At 69.9% G+C, this 14,558-nt stretch carries 12 protein-coding genes; 2 read left to right on the plus strand and 10 right to left on the minus strand.

The genetic code is table 11. The features are described 5' to 3' along the window. The first annotated feature begins 1,462 nt into the window (after positions 1-1,462). Positions 1,463-2,167, plus strand: coding sequence for a hypothetical protein (locus tag Aut01nite_RS19910; protein ID WP_373871515.1), 705 nt, complete (start codon positions 1,463-1,465; stop codon positions 2,165-2,167). 565 nt (positions 2,168-2,732) lie between these two features. Here the strand turns inward: Aut01nite_RS19910 and Aut01nite_RS19915 are convergent. Continuing rightward, complete coding sequence (locus Aut01nite_RS19915) at positions 2,733-3,695, minus strand: D-alanine--D-alanine ligase family protein (protein ID WP_373871516.1); 963 nt, start codon at positions 3,693-3,695, stop codon at positions 2,733-2,735. An 8-nt stretch (positions 3,696-3,703) separates the two neighbouring features. Then, on the minus strand, positions 3,704-5,017 hold the full coding sequence (locus Aut01nite_RS19920; RefSeq protein ID WP_043529672.1) for an aminotransferase-like domain-containing protein: 1,314 nt from the start codon (positions 5,015-5,017) through the stop codon (positions 3,704-3,706). Between the two features lie 141 nt (positions 5,018-5,158). Between Aut01nite_RS19920 and Aut01nite_RS19925 the strand changes: the two genes are divergently transcribed. Then, positions 5,159-5,821, plus strand: a complete 663-nt coding sequence (locus Aut01nite_RS19925) for a GNAT family N-acetyltransferase (protein ID WP_043529671.1) — start codon at positions 5,159-5,161, stop codon at positions 5,819-5,821. 6 nt (positions 5,822-5,827) lie between these two features. Here Aut01nite_RS19925 and Aut01nite_RS19930 read toward each other — a convergent pair whose 3' ends face one another. The 8 genes from Aut01nite_RS19930 to Aut01nite_RS19965 all read right to left on the minus strand — a co-directional run bounded on the left by Aut01nite_RS19930 (position 5,828) and on the right by Aut01nite_RS19965 (position 14,506). Beyond that, positions 5,828-6,979 carry an N-acetylmuramoyl-L-alanine amidase gene (locus Aut01nite_RS19930; RefSeq protein WP_043529669.1) on the minus strand — a complete coding sequence of 384 codons (1,152 nt, stop codon included), beginning with the start codon at positions 6,977-6,979 and terminating at the stop codon, positions 5,828-5,830. 89 nt (positions 6,980-7,068) lie between these two features. Then, the gene (gene trxA, locus Aut01nite_RS19935) at positions 7,069-7,395 is read right to left on the minus strand and encodes a thioredoxin (protein ID WP_043529667.1); all 327 of its coding nucleotides are present in this window, start codon (positions 7,393-7,395) and stop codon (positions 7,069-7,071) included. Positions 7,396-7,411: 16 nt separating this feature from the next. After that, positions 7,412-8,371, minus strand: a complete 960-nt coding sequence (gene trxB, locus Aut01nite_RS19940) for a thioredoxin-disulfide reductase (RefSeq protein ID WP_043529665.1) — start codon at positions 8,369-8,371, stop codon at positions 7,412-7,414. Between the two features lie 123 nt (positions 8,372-8,494). Then, complete coding sequence (locus tag Aut01nite_RS19945; RefSeq protein WP_043529664.1) at positions 8,495-9,361, minus strand: RsmA family anti-sigma factor; 867 nt, start codon at positions 9,359-9,361, stop codon at positions 8,495-8,497. Then, positions 9,358-10,020, minus strand: a complete 663-nt coding sequence (gene sigM / locus Aut01nite_RS19950) for an RNA polymerase sigma factor SigM (protein ID WP_236643005.1) — start codon at positions 10,018-10,020, stop codon at positions 9,358-9,360. Before sigM ends, Aut01nite_RS19945 begins: the two co-directional genes overlap by 4 nt. A gap of 37 nt (positions 10,021-10,057) precedes the next feature. After that, entirely contained in the window at positions 10,058-11,662 is a 1,605-nt protein-coding gene (locus Aut01nite_RS19955; RefSeq protein WP_173476722.1) for a protein kinase family protein, read from the minus strand. Between the two features lie 188 nt (positions 11,663-11,850). Further along, a complete protein-coding gene (murJ, locus tag Aut01nite_RS19960; protein WP_043529657.1) occupies positions 11,851-13,578 on the minus strand; it encodes a murein biosynthesis integral membrane protein MurJ in 1,728 nt (575 codons plus the stop codon). Between the two features lie 49 nt (positions 13,579-13,627). After that, positions 13,628-14,506 carry a hypothetical protein gene (locus Aut01nite_RS19965; protein ID WP_043529655.1) on the minus strand — a complete coding sequence of 293 codons (879 nt, stop codon included), beginning with the start codon at positions 14,504-14,506 and terminating at the stop codon, positions 13,628-13,630. Positions 14,507-14,558: the final 52 nt, after the last annotated feature.

The following is a 14,558-nucleotide window of genomic DNA, read 5'->3' on the forward strand; positions in this document are numbered from 1 at the left end:
GATGCTGCAGTCGCTCGTTCCCTACAAGGCCCGCAGGTCGCTTCACGCATCGCGAGACCGGCTATCAGATGACCGTAGACTCGCCCGTGCCCGTGCCCGTGCCCGTGCCGTCGCGCGCCTCGCGCCCCGCGCCCCGCGCCCCGCGCCGTCCGCGCGCCCCGCGCCCCGCGCCGTCCGCGCGCCCCGCGCCCCGCGCCGTCCGCGCGCCTCGCGCCGCCCTTACCGCTGTTCGTTGTCGGATACGCCTTGTGCATTGCTCACCACGGCTGAAGGCCATCGCCGCATGGACGCCGGCGCCGACCCATGCCGAGGTGTGCTTCCCGTCGCCGGAGCCCTAAGTTCATCGCGCCGCGGCCCTCGGGGTGCCGGTTCCCGCACGGAGACCGGATATGACTCTGCGGCGGGGTGCTCTACCTGCCTGACGAGGCGACGGGTGGAATTGCGGGGAGTGTTGCCGAGCTCTGTGAGCGGCTGCTCCGGGAGGCGACCGGCTCCGTCGAGCGGACCTGGTGTGTCAGTGGATCTGAACCAACGTGGGGAGGCACACCGCGTTGTGCTTGCGTCGTGGGCGGCGACCTTTGTCTCCGGAAACTGCCGATCTGGCGATGCCGCAAGGAACAGGCCGGTTTTGAGCCTGCAATAGCTTCGACATCAAGCAGGGCGCTGCACCTCGCAGCGGCACCACGGCTGTCGGCATCCGCCCGCCGCGGTGGCATCTTGAGCGAAGCCCGGGTTGGTTTGTGCCGCTGGCTTCCAATGGGTGGGTCCCGAGCGCGGGTCTGTACGGCGATGAGAACGAGTCGCCGGGACTGGCTGGGTGTCAGGCGGGCAGAAGACGCAAAGTTTTCAGCACGGCTTGAGAACAACTCGGTGATGGGTCTGTTCCAGGCAGATCGGGTCGCCCGGCTATCGGCACCGATGTAGAGCACACAACACAGGTTGAGGAGGCCGCATAGTGACCCGTCCTCCAACGGTAGGTCGTGGGGCCGCACGGTGACCCCTCCGAGACGAGGGACGACGGGCGCCTCGTATGCGAGAAGCGTTCGTGCGAGCGCATTTCGAGGGTGCCGACGAGCTAATGATCTACGACGTAGAACCGGGCGGGGTGGCGTCGGAGAGACAGATGGCGGAGATGCAGACATGCGCGGACTCCACTATCCACAACCTGTGTGTGACGCCTGTTGATGGTGGGACGTGGCAGGTTTCACGTGAAACGATGCCGATGTTGTGGACGTCGTCCACCGCTCTATCCACAGGGTGCGCAAGCGTTCTACGTCGAGTTTCACGTGAAACCAGCGAGCCTGTGGATAACTCCTGTGGATAACTTGGGGATGGGTGTGTGGATGACGGGACCTTCACGATCGTCGACGTGACAGTGCGCGGTGAGGCGGTCGAGGCAAGTCGCTCAGTCGTGCGAAATTGACCCGGGACAGGTCGTTGCGGGCTGGGCTAAGGTCACGTCGTGTCGGAGAACACCACCCCCCTGCCCGACTTCACTCGTTGGCCTTCGTTCCCGTTCGAAGGCGATATGCGGGTCAAGAAACTAGCGCCGCCTGTGGACGTCGAGCCGCCTCGGAGCGGTGAGGACGGGTCGGATTGTGTGGCCTGTGGGACTCCTGACGACGCCTACATCTGGGTGAGCGAACGCTGGCGGGTGCGGGCGATGGATCGGCCGACCGGTCTTCCCATGGTTCTGATCCTGGAGTGCCGGTCGCACCTGGACCTCGGGGACCTTCCGAACCTGCTGGCGGCGGAGCTCGGCGTGATGACAGTCCGGCTGGAAAGGGCGATCCGGTCGCTGGACGGCGTGGCGCGGGTTCATGTGAATCGTTGGGGTGACGGTTCTGCCCATCTGCACATGTGGTTCCTGGCCCGGCCCTATGGTCGGCTGCAGCTTCGGGGGACGTTCCTGTCGCTCTGGGACGACATTCTTCCGGTCGTTCCCGAGGCGAAGTGGCGGGAGAACGTGGCTCTCGTCGCGGCTTGGCTCGCCGATTTCGGTGGTCAGGCCAACGCCGAACCGGCTCATATCGAGTGGGAATCCCCCTCCACCTTCAGCGTCCCGGTGCCGTCCGGCACGGATGCCGACCCGGAAAGCGGTCGACGTCCGGCGACGCTCGGTGACGTCGAGGCGGCCGAGACACCGTACGGCCCAGCGGTTCCCTGAGCGCGTACCTACCCCTAGGTTTCGCATTCCTGACGTGCCGGACGCGCGTCGTCGCGCGTACTTCAACGGGATTCTCGACCGCGACATTCAATCCTGCGCCAGGGACGGCAGAAGCGGCGAGGTAGGCGGCGTAGAGCAGCACCACAGGCGCGCCGGAAGCTGTGGTGCGCAGCATGGTCAGAATCCACACCAATCGGCGCCGTGGGCGCCCGCGAGCGGGCATTGCGGCCGGCATTGCGATCATCCGGCGACCCTCGGGATGACGTTCGGCGCGGAAGACGGGGATACGGGCGGCGAACGGCGGCTGATGAGAATCGCCGTAAAGGGACGGCCGAAGTCCAACGCACGGGGGGATGGATGACCCGACCTCATCGGGACATGGGGATGGACAGCCAAAGCCCAGCAGGACGTGGGAAAGGACGGCTGAAGGCCGGCGGGACATAGGGAGGGACCGTTGAAGGCCGACGGAACTCGGGCCGTTGCTACGTCCGCAGACCGGGTAGCAGCCGGGGCCGGCTTCCGGGTGAGGGAAACCGGCCCGCAGCCACATGGACGGCCGGAGCGGTCAGTGGGAGTTGCGGGCGATGGCCCGCTCGACCAGGGCGCTCATCACCGCGCCCAGGTCCACGCCGGCGGCCTGAATCGCGAGTGGCAGCAGGGACGTCTCCGTCATCCCCGGGGCCACGTTGCACCCCAGCACCTGCGGTTCCCCGTCCTCCGCCACGATCACGTCGATCCGGGACAGGTCACGCAGGCCCAGGGCCTTGTACGCCGCCAGCGCCGTCTCCGAGACCCGCGCCGCCACCTCCGGCGTGAGCCGCGCCGGCACGTGCCACGTCGTCAGGCCGGCGGTGTAGCGGGCCGCATAGTCGTACACCCCGTCGCGCGGGACGATCTCGACGATCGGAAGGGCTTCCGGACCGGCCCCCGAATCGATGATCGACACCGCCACGTTGGTCCCGGTCACGTATTGCTCGACGAGAGCTGTGGAGTCGTACGCGAAACAACCCACCATGGCCGCCGGCAGGTCCGCAGCGTCCCGCACCACCGCGGCTCCCAACCCGGACCCGCCCTGTGCGGGTTTCACCATGAGCGGCAGCCCGAGCCGGGAGACGATCCGGTCGAGCACCGCGACCGCCCCGAGTTCGGAGAACCGGTCGTGCGGCAGTGCCACCCAGTCCGGTGTCGGAATCCCGGCCTCGTGCAGCATCGATTTCGCGGACGGTTTGTCCCAGGCGAGCCGGGCGGTCCGGGCATCGGCGCCGATGTAGGGCACTCCGCACAGGTCGAGGACGCCGCGTAGTGACCCGTCCTCCCCGGTGGCGCCGTGCAGGGCGATCACCACCGCGTCGGGCGGGTCGGCTTGAAGGGCGGGCAGCAGGGACACGTCGGCGTCGTGCAGTTCGGCGGTCAGACCGGTGGACCGGAGGGCGTCCAGCACCCGGCGGCCGGATCGGTGGGACACGTCCCGTTCGTAGGACAGCCCGCCGGCCAGCACCAGAACTCGCACTTCGTCACGCGTACCCATGTCTGTGATCATGCCAAGTCGGGACCGGGAGCGTCCGCGGCGGCCGGGCCACGACGACGCTGATGGCCCGGCTGCAGGCCGGCGCCGCCGAAGACGGCACGCATGGCGAGTTCCTGTTCCATGACTCCGGAGAGGCGGCGTACGCCTTCGCGCAGCCGGTCGGGTGCGGAGAAGCTGAAGTTGAGCCGCATGTTGCCGCGTCCCGTGCCGTCGGCGTAGAAGCCGGTGCCGGGCACGTAGGCGACGCGCGCGGCGATGGCGCGGGGCATCATCGCCTTGGAGTCGAGGCCGTCCGGCAGGGTGGTCCACACGAACAGGCCGCCGGACGGACGGGTCCAGGTGGTGCCGGCCGGCATCAGGTCGTGCAGCGCGCCGAGCAGGGCGTCCCGGCGCTCGCGGTAGATCTCCCGGTAGACCTTGATCTGCTCACGCCACGGCATGGTCGTCAGGTACTGCGTGACGGCGCCCTGGGCGAACGCGCTCGGGCAGAGCACGTTGGCCTCGCTCATCATGACCAGTTTCTCGCGCACGGCGTGCGGCGCGAGGATCCAGCCGACCCGCAGGCCGGGCGCGAAGGTCTTGGAGAAGGTCGAGCAGTAGAAGACGCCTTCCTTGCGGCGGGCCCGCAGCGGCAGGGGGGCGTCGCCTTCGAAGGACAGCATCCCGTACGGGTCGTCCTCGACGACCAGCAGCCCGGCCCGCTCACAGATGTCGAGGACCTGCTCGCGCCGCTCCTCCGACAGGGTGACGCCGGCGGGGTTCTGGAAGGTCGGGATGGTGTAGAGGAACTTGGCCTGGCGACCCTCCCGGGCGGTGGCCGCGATGGCCTCCTCGAGTGCTGCCGGGATCAGACCGTCGTCGTCCATCGCCACGTGCCGGACCTGTGCCTGGGCGGCCTGGAAGACGCCGAGTGCGCCGACGTAGGTCGGCCCCTCGGCGAGCACCACGTCGCCCGGGTCCAGGAACAGCCTGGCGAGCAGGTCGAGAGCCTGCTGGCCGCCGACGGTGACCACCACGTCGTCGGGGGAGGCGTTGTTGATGCCGGAGAGGGTCATCACTTCACAGATGCGTTCGCGCAGTTCGATGGTGCCCTGACCGATGCCGTACTGCAGGCTGGTGGCGCCCTGGCGCGCGGCGAGGTCGCCGAGCATCTCACCGACGGCGTCGAGCGGGAGCGCGGCGATGTACGGCGAACCGCCGGCGAGGGAGACGACCTCGGGACGGCTGGCGACGGCGAAGAGAGCGCGGATCTCCGATGTGGTCATCCCGCGCACCCTTCGCGCGTACCGATCGGTGTAATCGTCCTGGGTTGTACCGGTCATCCGGATCACCTTCCTCGAAGCGGTTGCAACGATGGTAGTCCCGCCCGACCTGCTCCCGTTCATGGTGATTGGGACGTAGGATTCGGCGGGGGCGCGGCGGCGTCCGGTCCTTTCCCGTGAGCGAGCTGCAAGGGGTCCGCCATGTCCCGACGCCTGGTCAACCTGACCCTCGACACTCTCGAGGACCTTCCCCGGCCGTGCCGGCAGTGCGTTTACTGGGAGCTTGATCCGGTCTCCGCGGAGCGGGCCTGTGCGACAGGTGATCCCGGTCTCGAAAAAGAGGCGTGGGTGTCGCAGACCCTGCTGGAGTGGGGTTCGTGCGGCAAGCTCGCCTACGTCGACGGGATGCCGGCCGGCTTCGTGATGTACGCGCCGCCCGCCTACGTGCCGCGTTCGATGGCGTTCCCGACGTCGCCGGTGAGCGCTGACGCCGCGTTGCTGACCATGGCCAAGGTGGTGCCCGCTTTCGCCGGCGGCGGCCTGGGCCGGATGTTGGTGCAGGGGGTGGCCCGGGACCTCACCAAGCGCGGTGTGAAGGCGGTGGAGGCCTTCGGCGACGCCAAGCCGGACGACACCGACGAGACCTCGGGCTGTGTCGCGCCGGTCGACTTCTTCCTCTCGGTGGGCTTCAAGACGGTCCGCCCGCACCCCCGTTATCCGCGGTTGCGGCTGGAGTTGCGGACGGCCCTGTCCTGGAAGTCCGACGTCGAGTACGCGTTGGAGAAACTGCTCGGCTCGATGAGCCCGGAGACCCTGTTGCGCCCGGTCCGCCCGGTCACCGCCACCAGGTCAGCGGAGAACTAGGCTCTTCTAACCCTTTTCGGCCAGCGCCATACGCAACTGGCGCACGTCGATCGAGCCGGTCGGCACGTCGCGTTCGACGGGGAAGTACATCCGCTGCACCGCCGCCAGGATCGCCTCGACGATCTGCTCACGGAACATCGGGTCGATCAGCCGCTCCCGGTCCACCGGCGACGTCAGGTAACCGAGGTCCACGCGGACCGTCGGCATCCGGGTGAGGCGCAGCAGGTCCCAGGTCTTCGCGTGGGTCCGGCAGTCGTGCATCCCGGTGCGCACCACGATCTCCCGCTGCACCAGGTTGGCCAGCCGCTCGCCGACCGTGGAGCTCAGCCCGTTCCCCGTGCCGTAGTGGTAGGTCGCCACGCCCTCGGCGGAACCGGACGAGTGCCCGTCCAGGTGCAACGAGATCAGCAGGTCGGCGCCGAGGCTGTTGGCCAGGGCGGCCCGCTCGGACCCGCTCATCGGGGCGGCCGGCGACGGGCCACGGGTGAGATGCACCCGCATCCCGGCGGCGGAGAGCCGGCCCTCCAGGCGGGACGCCAGGTCGAAGACGAGATCCGCTTCGTTCCACCGCAGCGGGCCGTCGGGCACCACCACACCGGTGTCGTCACCGCCGCCGTGGCCGGGGTCGATGACGATGGTCTTGCCGACCAGGTTGGGGCCGGACTGGCGGAACGCCTCGGCCTCACGCAGCCACTGCGGGCGGCCGCCGACGACCTTGCGGCCCAGGCGGCGCAGCGCCTTCATGGTCTGCGGGCCGCAGGAGCCGTCCGGGACGAGCCCGACCTCGCGCTGGAACTGGGCGACCGCGCGGGCGGTGCGGGCGCCGTAGATGCTGTCGGTGCGACCGGTGTCGAACCCCATCTCCAGGAGCCGCTCCTGCAGCGTCCGGACGTCCTCCCCGACCAGGGCGTCGGGCACCGAATGGAAGAGCGTCCGCGAACCCAGCCGCCAGCGGGCCGCGTCCAGCGCGCCCCACGTCTCATCGCCGACCATGCCGTCGATGCCGAGCCCGCGGCTCTGCTGGAAGGCGCGGACCGCGTCCTCCAGAGCATCGTCGAAGACATCGGGATCGGTCTCGGCGAGCAGCTCCAGGCCGACCAGGATCGACCTGATCTCGGAAACGGCCACGCCGGTGTCTCCGCGTCGGATGGACCGCACTCACTACTCCCTAGGGGCGAGAAAGGACGACCTTCAGGAGAGTACGCCCCGCGGCCCAGAACGGGCGCGGGGCGTACACCAGCGACAGGTCAGAGCGCCGATTCGATGAACTTGACCAGGAAGCTCTTCGGCTTGGCGCCGACCACCGAGTTGAAGGGCTCGCCGTTCTTGAAGAGAGTCAAGGTAGGAGCCGACATCACCTGGTAGTTGAGAACGGTCTGCGGGTTCTCGTCGATGTTGAGCTTGACGATCTGAACCTGCTCGCCCAGCTCAGAGCTGGCGATCTCGGCCAGCAGCGGGTCGACCTTCTTGCAGGGCACGCACCACTCGGCCCAGAAATCCACCAGTACCGGCTTGTCGGACTGCAGCACGTCATTGGCGAAGGTGGCGTCGGTGACCACCTTGGTTGCTCCCACAAGGACCTCCCGGGTCTTACAGCTCTACGAATGAAGCGATGAAGCGCTCGGCGTCCAGCGCCGCGGCACAGCCGGTGCCGGAAGCCGTGATGGCCTGCCGGTACGTGTGGTCGACCAGGTCACCGGCGGCGAACACGCCGGGGACGTTGGTGCGGGTGCTGGGCGACTGCACCTTCACATAGCCCTCGTCGTCCAGCTCGATCTGGCCCTTGAACAGCTCGCTGCGCGGGTCGTGGCCGATCGCCACGAAGACGCCGGTCACGTCGAGGACCTTGCTCTCGCCGGTCTGCACGTTCTTGAGGCGGGCGCCGACGACCTTGCCGTCAGAGCCGAGGATCTCCTCGACGACGGTGTTCCACTCGACCTTGATCTTCTCGTTGTCGAGGGCCCGCTTCTGCATGACCTTGCTGGCCCGGAAGCTGTCGCGGCGGTGCACGATCGTCACGGTCTCGGCGAACCGGGTGAGGAAGGTCGCCTCCTCCATCGCCGAGTCGCCGCCGCCGACGACCACGATGTGCTGGCCGCGGAAGAAGAACCCGTCACAGGTGGCACACGACGAGACGCCGTGGCCGAGCAGCTCCTGCTCGCCGGGCACGCCGATCGGGCGCCACGCGGAACCGGTCGCCAGGATCACGGCGCGGGCGAAGAACTGCTGGTCACCCACCCAGACGGTCTTGAGGCCCTCGGTGCCGGCCTCGGTCGGCTTGTCGGTCAGCTCGACCCGGGTGACGTCGTCGGTCAGGAACTCGGCGCCGAATTTCTCCGCCTGGGCCCGCATGTTGTCCATCAGCTCGGGACCCATGATGCCGTCCCGGTGGCCCGGGAAGTTCTCCACCTCGGTGGTGGTCATCAAGGCGCCGCCGGACTGCACACCCTCGATGACCAGCGGTTTCAGGTTGGCGCGGGCCGCGTACAACGCCGCGGTGTAGCCCGACGGTCCGGAACCGATGATGATCAGATTGCGGACCTCGTCCACTGCCGACTCCTCAGTCTGTTTTTGTCGCACCAATAGGTCGGCGACACTGCACGCTAGAACGTCATGCTAGGCATGCGCCATTCCCACGCACGCGCTGGTGTTGGACCTCACGCGGCGGTGCGGTCAGCGTACCGGGAGTTTCCGGACGGTGTCCGGGTCCGACGCGGGCGTGCCGCACTCCGGTCCGGCCGCCCACACCCAACCGCCGTTGGTGGCGCTGAACCGCACGACCAGCGCCGGGCGCCCCTCGAACCGGGCGTAATCCACGAACTCCACGGTGATCGGACCGCCGGCGTTCTCCTGGGCGATCGCGTCCAGGCAGACGGCCAGCGCCGTCGGGTCGGCCAGCCGGCCCAGCGGATCGGCTTTCGCCGCCGAGCTCGCGTTGGACTCCACGCCCTCGTCGCCACTGAACGCGGTCGACCTCTGCTCGGTCAGCGTCGTGTCGGAGTAATCGGTGCCGCTGTGCAGGATCTCGCCGATCGGCGGGGCCGCGGCCAACGGTGCGGCGGCGGTGTCCGCCTGGCCGGCGGCCGGCCGGTTGTCCGCCGAGTCGGTCAGCAGCCCGTTGAGCCCGAAACCGGCGACCGCCAGCGATGCGGCTGCCACGGTGAGCGGCGCGGCCCACCGCCGCGCACGCCGGGCCCTTCCCAGATCAACGACCTTCGCCGGTACGGGGGAAGCGCTGCTCTCGTCAGCCGCCTCCCCCGGCACGTCCCCGGTCGTGCCGCCGGCGCCCGCCGCGGGACTGCGGAACAGCCCGTCCAGCCGGGCCGCCAGGTCGGCGGGCATCGGCTCGGGCTCCAGGTCTCGCAGGGCCGCGGACGCGGCCGCCATCGCCGGCGCGAACGCCTCGAACGCCGCCCGCCACGACGGATCCCCGGCCACCAGGGCAGCCACCCGCTCCTCGTCGGGGGTGCCGTCCAGAGCGCCACCGACGAAGTCGGCGAGCAGGTCGATGTCGACCCCCTCGAACTCGGCGCCCGTCACCGCGGCTCCCTCCGCTCAGAACCGGTCGGCAGTGGTCCTGCCGCCTCCGACCGGGATGGGACGGTCTTGCCGTCGCCGCGGTTCCCCCGCAGATATCCCAGGGTCGTCGCCATCCGGGCCCGGCCGCGGGCGCACCGGCTCTTCACCGTGCCCTCCGCCACGCCGAGCATCACGGCGGCCTCGGCCACCCCGTAGCCCTGCACGTCCACCAGCACGATCGCGGCCCGCTGATCGACCGGCAGGGCGGCCAGCGCGTCCCGCACCACGAGCACCGTGTCCGGGTCGGGGGCCGGGGCGGCCGGTTCCGGGCCGGTGCGGCGGTCGTCGTCGCGTGTGCCGTCCGGCAGCGGCACCGTGGGGTGGGCCTGACGGCGGCGCAGACGGTCCAGGCAGGCGTTCACCACGATCCGGTGCAGCCAGGTCGTGACCGCCGCCTCGCCGCGGAACCGGGCCGCGTTGCGGTGCGCGTTGAGCAGCGCGTCCTGAACGGCGTCGGCGGCCTCCTCGCGATCGCCGACGGTCCGCAGGGCGACCGCCCACAGCCGGTCGCGGTGCCGGCGGACCAGCTCGGCGAACGCGTCGGGGTCGCCCTCGACATGGGCGCGGATCAACTCGGCGTCGCTCGGCGCAGCGCCGGGTGGTCCGTCCCGCGAAGTCACGTCAGCAATCTAGTGCACTGGGACCGGCCGGAACGGATCAGTATCCGTACAGCTCGATCTCGTTCACGTCGGCCTGGAAGCCGGGGGTGTCCGTGTTGCGCGGCAGCTCGGTGATGAAGACCAGCACGTACTGGTATTTCTGGTCGGGAACGAAGGACAGGAGCTGGGTCGACCCGGCGTTCTTGTTCGGGGCGGAGTCCTGGTCGCCGACCTTCTGGAACTGCTGGAGCAGCTTCTTGTCACCCTCGGCGCTGTCACCCGGGTCGCTGGTGCCGGTGCGCAGCTCCATCCCCACGCCCCCCAGGGACGTCGTGACGCGCACATCGGAGAGGGCACGTGGCTGGCCCAGGTTGATCAGGATGCCCATGCCGTCCTTGAGCTTCCCGAATCTCGGTGAGCCCTTGTAGTAGGACAGCTCCCAGGCGGTATCCATCTTGCCGTCGACGGTGAGCGCGGCGTCGTCCTTGTCGAAGTCGCGGGTGCCACCCGGCGCGTCGACGATGCGGACCATGTCGGCGGTGAGCTTGATCTTCTTCGGCTCGGCGGCCGGAGCGGGCGGATTGTCCGCCGAGCCGTCCTGACCGGTGTCGCCGGCGGCGGTGTTGCCGGTTTGGGAGCCCGGGTCGTCGGTGTTGCCGGTGTTGTTGATCGCGCGGATGCCGAAGATCAGGCCGACGATCGCGATGACGATCAGCGCGCCGACGCCGAGCAGGATCTTCGGAGCGCTCTTGGCCTGCTCGCCGGACTGGGCGGCGCTGCTCTGCACGAAACGCAGCGGGCCGACGTCCTCGAACTCCTCGTCGTCCTCGGCGGCGGCGTCGAGCCGGCCGAGCTCGGCGGTCAGCGCGTCCGACGCGGGCGCGGCGACCCGCAGGTCGAGCAGGTCCATGGTCAGGTCGTCGAGGTAGGCCGGGATGCCGGCCCGGACCTGCCGTGGGGCGGTCACGTTGCCGGTGCTGTCCCGGTTGGCGTCGGGCAGCGTGTGCCCGCCGACCTCGCTGTGCGGCCAGTGACCGGTGAGCGCGAAGTAGAGGATGCCGCCGACCGCGCGGACGTCGGACTCGACGCTGTCGGCCGCGTCGGCGCGCGCGTCGGCCAGGACCACCCGGCCGTCGTCGGCGATCAGAACGCTGCCGGGATGCACGTTGCCGTGGATCATGCCGGTGGCGTGCACGGCGGTCAGCGCGTCGGCGACCGAGTGCGCGATGGCGATCGCCCGGGCCGGGTCGAGCGGCCCGTCGGCCACGACCAGCTCACGCAGGGACTCACCGTCGACCCACTCACGAACCACGTAGGCCCGCTGCTGCTCGTCGATCGCGTCGTAGACACCGGCCAGGTTGGGGTGGATCACCCGGCTCGCGGCGACCGCGGCCTGGAGCATCTCGGTCGCCGAGTCGCCGCCGGGGTGCCGGAGCACGACGGCGACCGCGCGCCGCAGGATCACGTCGATGCCGCGCCACACCTGCCGGCCGGCACTGTCATTGTTGACGTGCTCTTCCAGCTGGTAGCGCTCGGCCAGGACCTCACCGGCGGTGGGGGCACCGAAGGTCATGACCGGTCCGGCCTCGTCGGCCGCGGTCTCGTGGCCTTCGCCGACCTGGGTCACCAGTCCTCCCTCGGTGGTGCATAGCTGGTGCCGCATCGCGGGATGCCGGCCCCTCTCGGCGCAGGGGAGAAGTCTCCCGTGCACATGCCGACACCGACCATACCCGCACCGGGCACCTGACCGGCAGGTCGTCCCCCCGGCGCGGCATCGTCCCAGAACTCCGCGAAACGGGCGAACAGGTGCGGGACGGTTCAGGACTTACCTGTTCAGGCGGGTGCCCGGGATCAGCGGCCGATCTTCCGGCGCACCATCCCGACCACCTGGCTGACCTCCTGGACGCGCAGCAGCAGGGCCGTGCCCAGGTAGGCAACCATGATCACGGCGCCGCCGACGGCCAGCTGCAGGATCGCCTCGACCCGGCCGTCCGGCGCGCCGGAACCCGGCAGCAGGCGGACCACCAGGTAGGCGAGGCCGGCGGCCACTCCGGCGGCGACCGCCACCTTGAGCAGCGCGGTGACGACCGAGCCGAGGTTGAGCCGGCCGATCCGGCGGCGCAGCACCGCCAGCGAGATCAACGCGGACACCAGGTAGGAGATGCCGTTGGCGGCGGTCATGCCGGCCGCGATCAGCGACTCGTTCAGGATCGCGGCGAGCACGAAGTAGCCGGTGATCCGGATCGCCACCACCGGCAGGTTGATCAGGGCGGCGGTCTTGTTGCCCTGGAGCGCGTAGAAGGCGTTGGTGCAGAGGAAGCTGATCGACAGCGGCAGCACCGCGAAGGCGGCCACGGTCAGCACCGTGCCCATGGCCAGCGCGTCGGAGTTGGTGATCCGGCCGCCCTGGAAGAGGAAGACCGCGATCGGGCCGCTCAGCACGGCGTAGACCACCACGATCGGCGCGAGGGCCGCGGATACCAGCTTGATGCCGCGGGTCAGGTCCTCGCTCACCTCGTGGAGCCGGCCGTCGGCGGCGGCCGCGCTCATCTTCGGCAGCAGCGCGGTCATCACCGAGACGCCGATGATGCCGTGCGCCATCATCATCAGCAGGAAGACGTTGTTGAACGCCAGAGCGCCCGGGTTGTCCTCGCCCTCCGACCCGTTCAGGGCCCGGACCAGGGCGAACACCGCGATCTGGTTGGCGCCCACATAGCAGAGCATCCAGCCGGCCAGGCTGCCGATCTCACCCAGCCCGAGCGCTCGCGGGTTCCACCGCCAGGCCCAGCGGAAACCGACCTTGCGCAGCGCCGGCAGCAGACCCAGCGCCTGGACCACCATGCCGAGCAGGGTGCCCAAGCCGATCAGGGCGATCTCGCCGGCCGTGATGTTCTCCGGTGTCAGTTCCTTGTCGGTGCCGAAGACCAGCAGGAACACCCCGCACACCGCGATGACCACGACGTTGTTGAGGATCGGCGCCCACATCGGCGCGGCGAAGTGGCCGCGGACGTTGAGCACCGCGGCGATCAGCGCGGACAGGCCGGTGAAGAAGATGATCGGCAGGATCAGGTACGCGAAAGCGGTGACCAGGTCGCGGAAGGCCGGGCTGGTGGTGTCGCTGCTCGTCTGGATCGCGGTGATCAGCGGTGCGGCCAGGACCACCAGGGCGGTGGCCACGCCGAGCATGACGACCGCGAAGGACAGCAGCCGCTGGGTGAACTCCTGCCCGCCGTCCGGGTCGGCCTTGCGCCGCCGGACCAGCAGCGGGATCAGCACGCTGGAGAGGATGCCGCCGAGCAGCAGCTCGTAGATCTGGCCGGGCAGGAACTGGGCGCCGGTGTACGCGTCACCGACCGCCTCGCCGAGGACCATGCCGATCAGCGCGTTACGGACGAAGCCGATCACCCGGCTGACCAGGCTGCCGACCGCCATGATCGCGCTCTGGCCGGCGGTGCTGCCGCCCGGCTCGGCCGGGGACTCCTGCGGCGGGCCGTCGACCGAGATGACGGTCACACCGTCCTGCCGCGGTGGTTGACCGTCGGGTGCCGCGTGCGTGCTGCGGTACAGGCCGCCGTTCACCAAAGCCTCCAGAGCCCTGCCGATGTTGCAGCCACCATAAAGGCAAAACTCACACGTGGTGACGTAGGAGGGTGCCGGGCTCGGCGCCGGCCAGCGTCTCCACCATCCAGCATGCCTCCAGTGGGACCAGCGGCTCACTGAGCGCATCCAGCACCGTCGGGTGGTCGCAGCCGGCCTCGGTCAGCGCGCCGAGCAGAGCCGGCACTCCCGCCAGGTCACCGGAGTCGGCGATGCGCCGGGCCAGCGGGCGCGTCGCGGCGTACCACTCCTGCTCGGGGAGGAGGGTGAGGACGGTGTTCGTACGGCGTACGAGATCGGAAAGGTCTTCGTGGGGGAACCGCTCGCCCATGCGGACCTGGAGACGAGGGACCGCCGGGGTGCTCAGGATCGCGACCTCGGCCTCGTCCAGGACCTGCGGTGACGGCCCCGGGGACGCCGGCCACCAGCGCTCGTCGGCGAAGATCGGAAGCGGAGCCTGCTCCGGTCCGGCGGGAACGGTGGCGGGCACCTCGCGGCGCAGCGATCGGTATGCCGCCTCCCGCACCGCCGCCACCGCGGCCGGATCGTCGGCGTCCCCGGCCGGGGCGAACGGCGACAGCAGCGCGACCACCAGGCCCGGATGCGGCAGCAGGGGGTCGGCGAGGGCGATCACACGGGCGAAGGACTCCAGCTCCGACCAGTGGAGGGCGGCCGGGTACGGGCCACCGGCCTCCGCGTAGCCCAGGTGCTCCGGCTCGCTGGAGGCGGGCCGCCGGAGCCCGAACGTCCGGTCGCCGGAGGGCAGGTCGATCCGCAGGACCAGCGCATATCCGCCGACCACCGGGAACGAGACGCGCACCTCGGCGGGAAGGTCACCGGTGCGGATCGGCCTGCCGGTCCAGAAATCGGGGTCCTCGGTCAGGCGGCGTAGCGCCTCGGAAACGGGCATCCCGTAATCCTGCCCGCCGATGGCGCGGAGTGTCACTTCCCCGTCCCACCGC

Source organism: Actinoplanes utahensis (genome assembly GCF_016862455.1).
GTDB lineage: Bacteria > Actinomycetota > Actinomycetes > Mycobacteriales > Micromonosporaceae > Actinoplanes > Actinoplanes utahensis.

Excerpts from the sequence above, each read along its gene's own strand:
- Aut01nite_RS19915 (WP_373871516.1), bottom strand. The coding sequence starts at position 3,695 with ATGGGTACGCGTGACGAAGTGCGAGTTCTGGTGCTGGCCGGCGGGCTG.
- Aut01nite_RS19920 (WP_043529672.1), bottom strand. The coding sequence starts at position 5,017 with ATGACCGGTACAACCCAGGACGATTACACCGATCGGTACGCGCGAAGG.
- Aut01nite_RS19925 (WP_043529671.1), top strand. The coding sequence starts at position 5,159 with ATGTCCCGACGCCTGGTCAACCTGACCCTCGACACTCTCGAGGACCTT.
- Aut01nite_RS19955 (WP_173476722.1), bottom strand. The coding sequence starts at position 11,662 with ATGCGGCACCAGCTATGCACCACCGAGGGAGGACTGGTGACCCAGGTC.
- Aut01nite_RS19965 (WP_043529655.1), bottom strand. The coding sequence starts at position 14,506 with ATGCCCGTTTCCGAGGCGCTACGCCGCCTGACCGAGGACCCCGATTTC.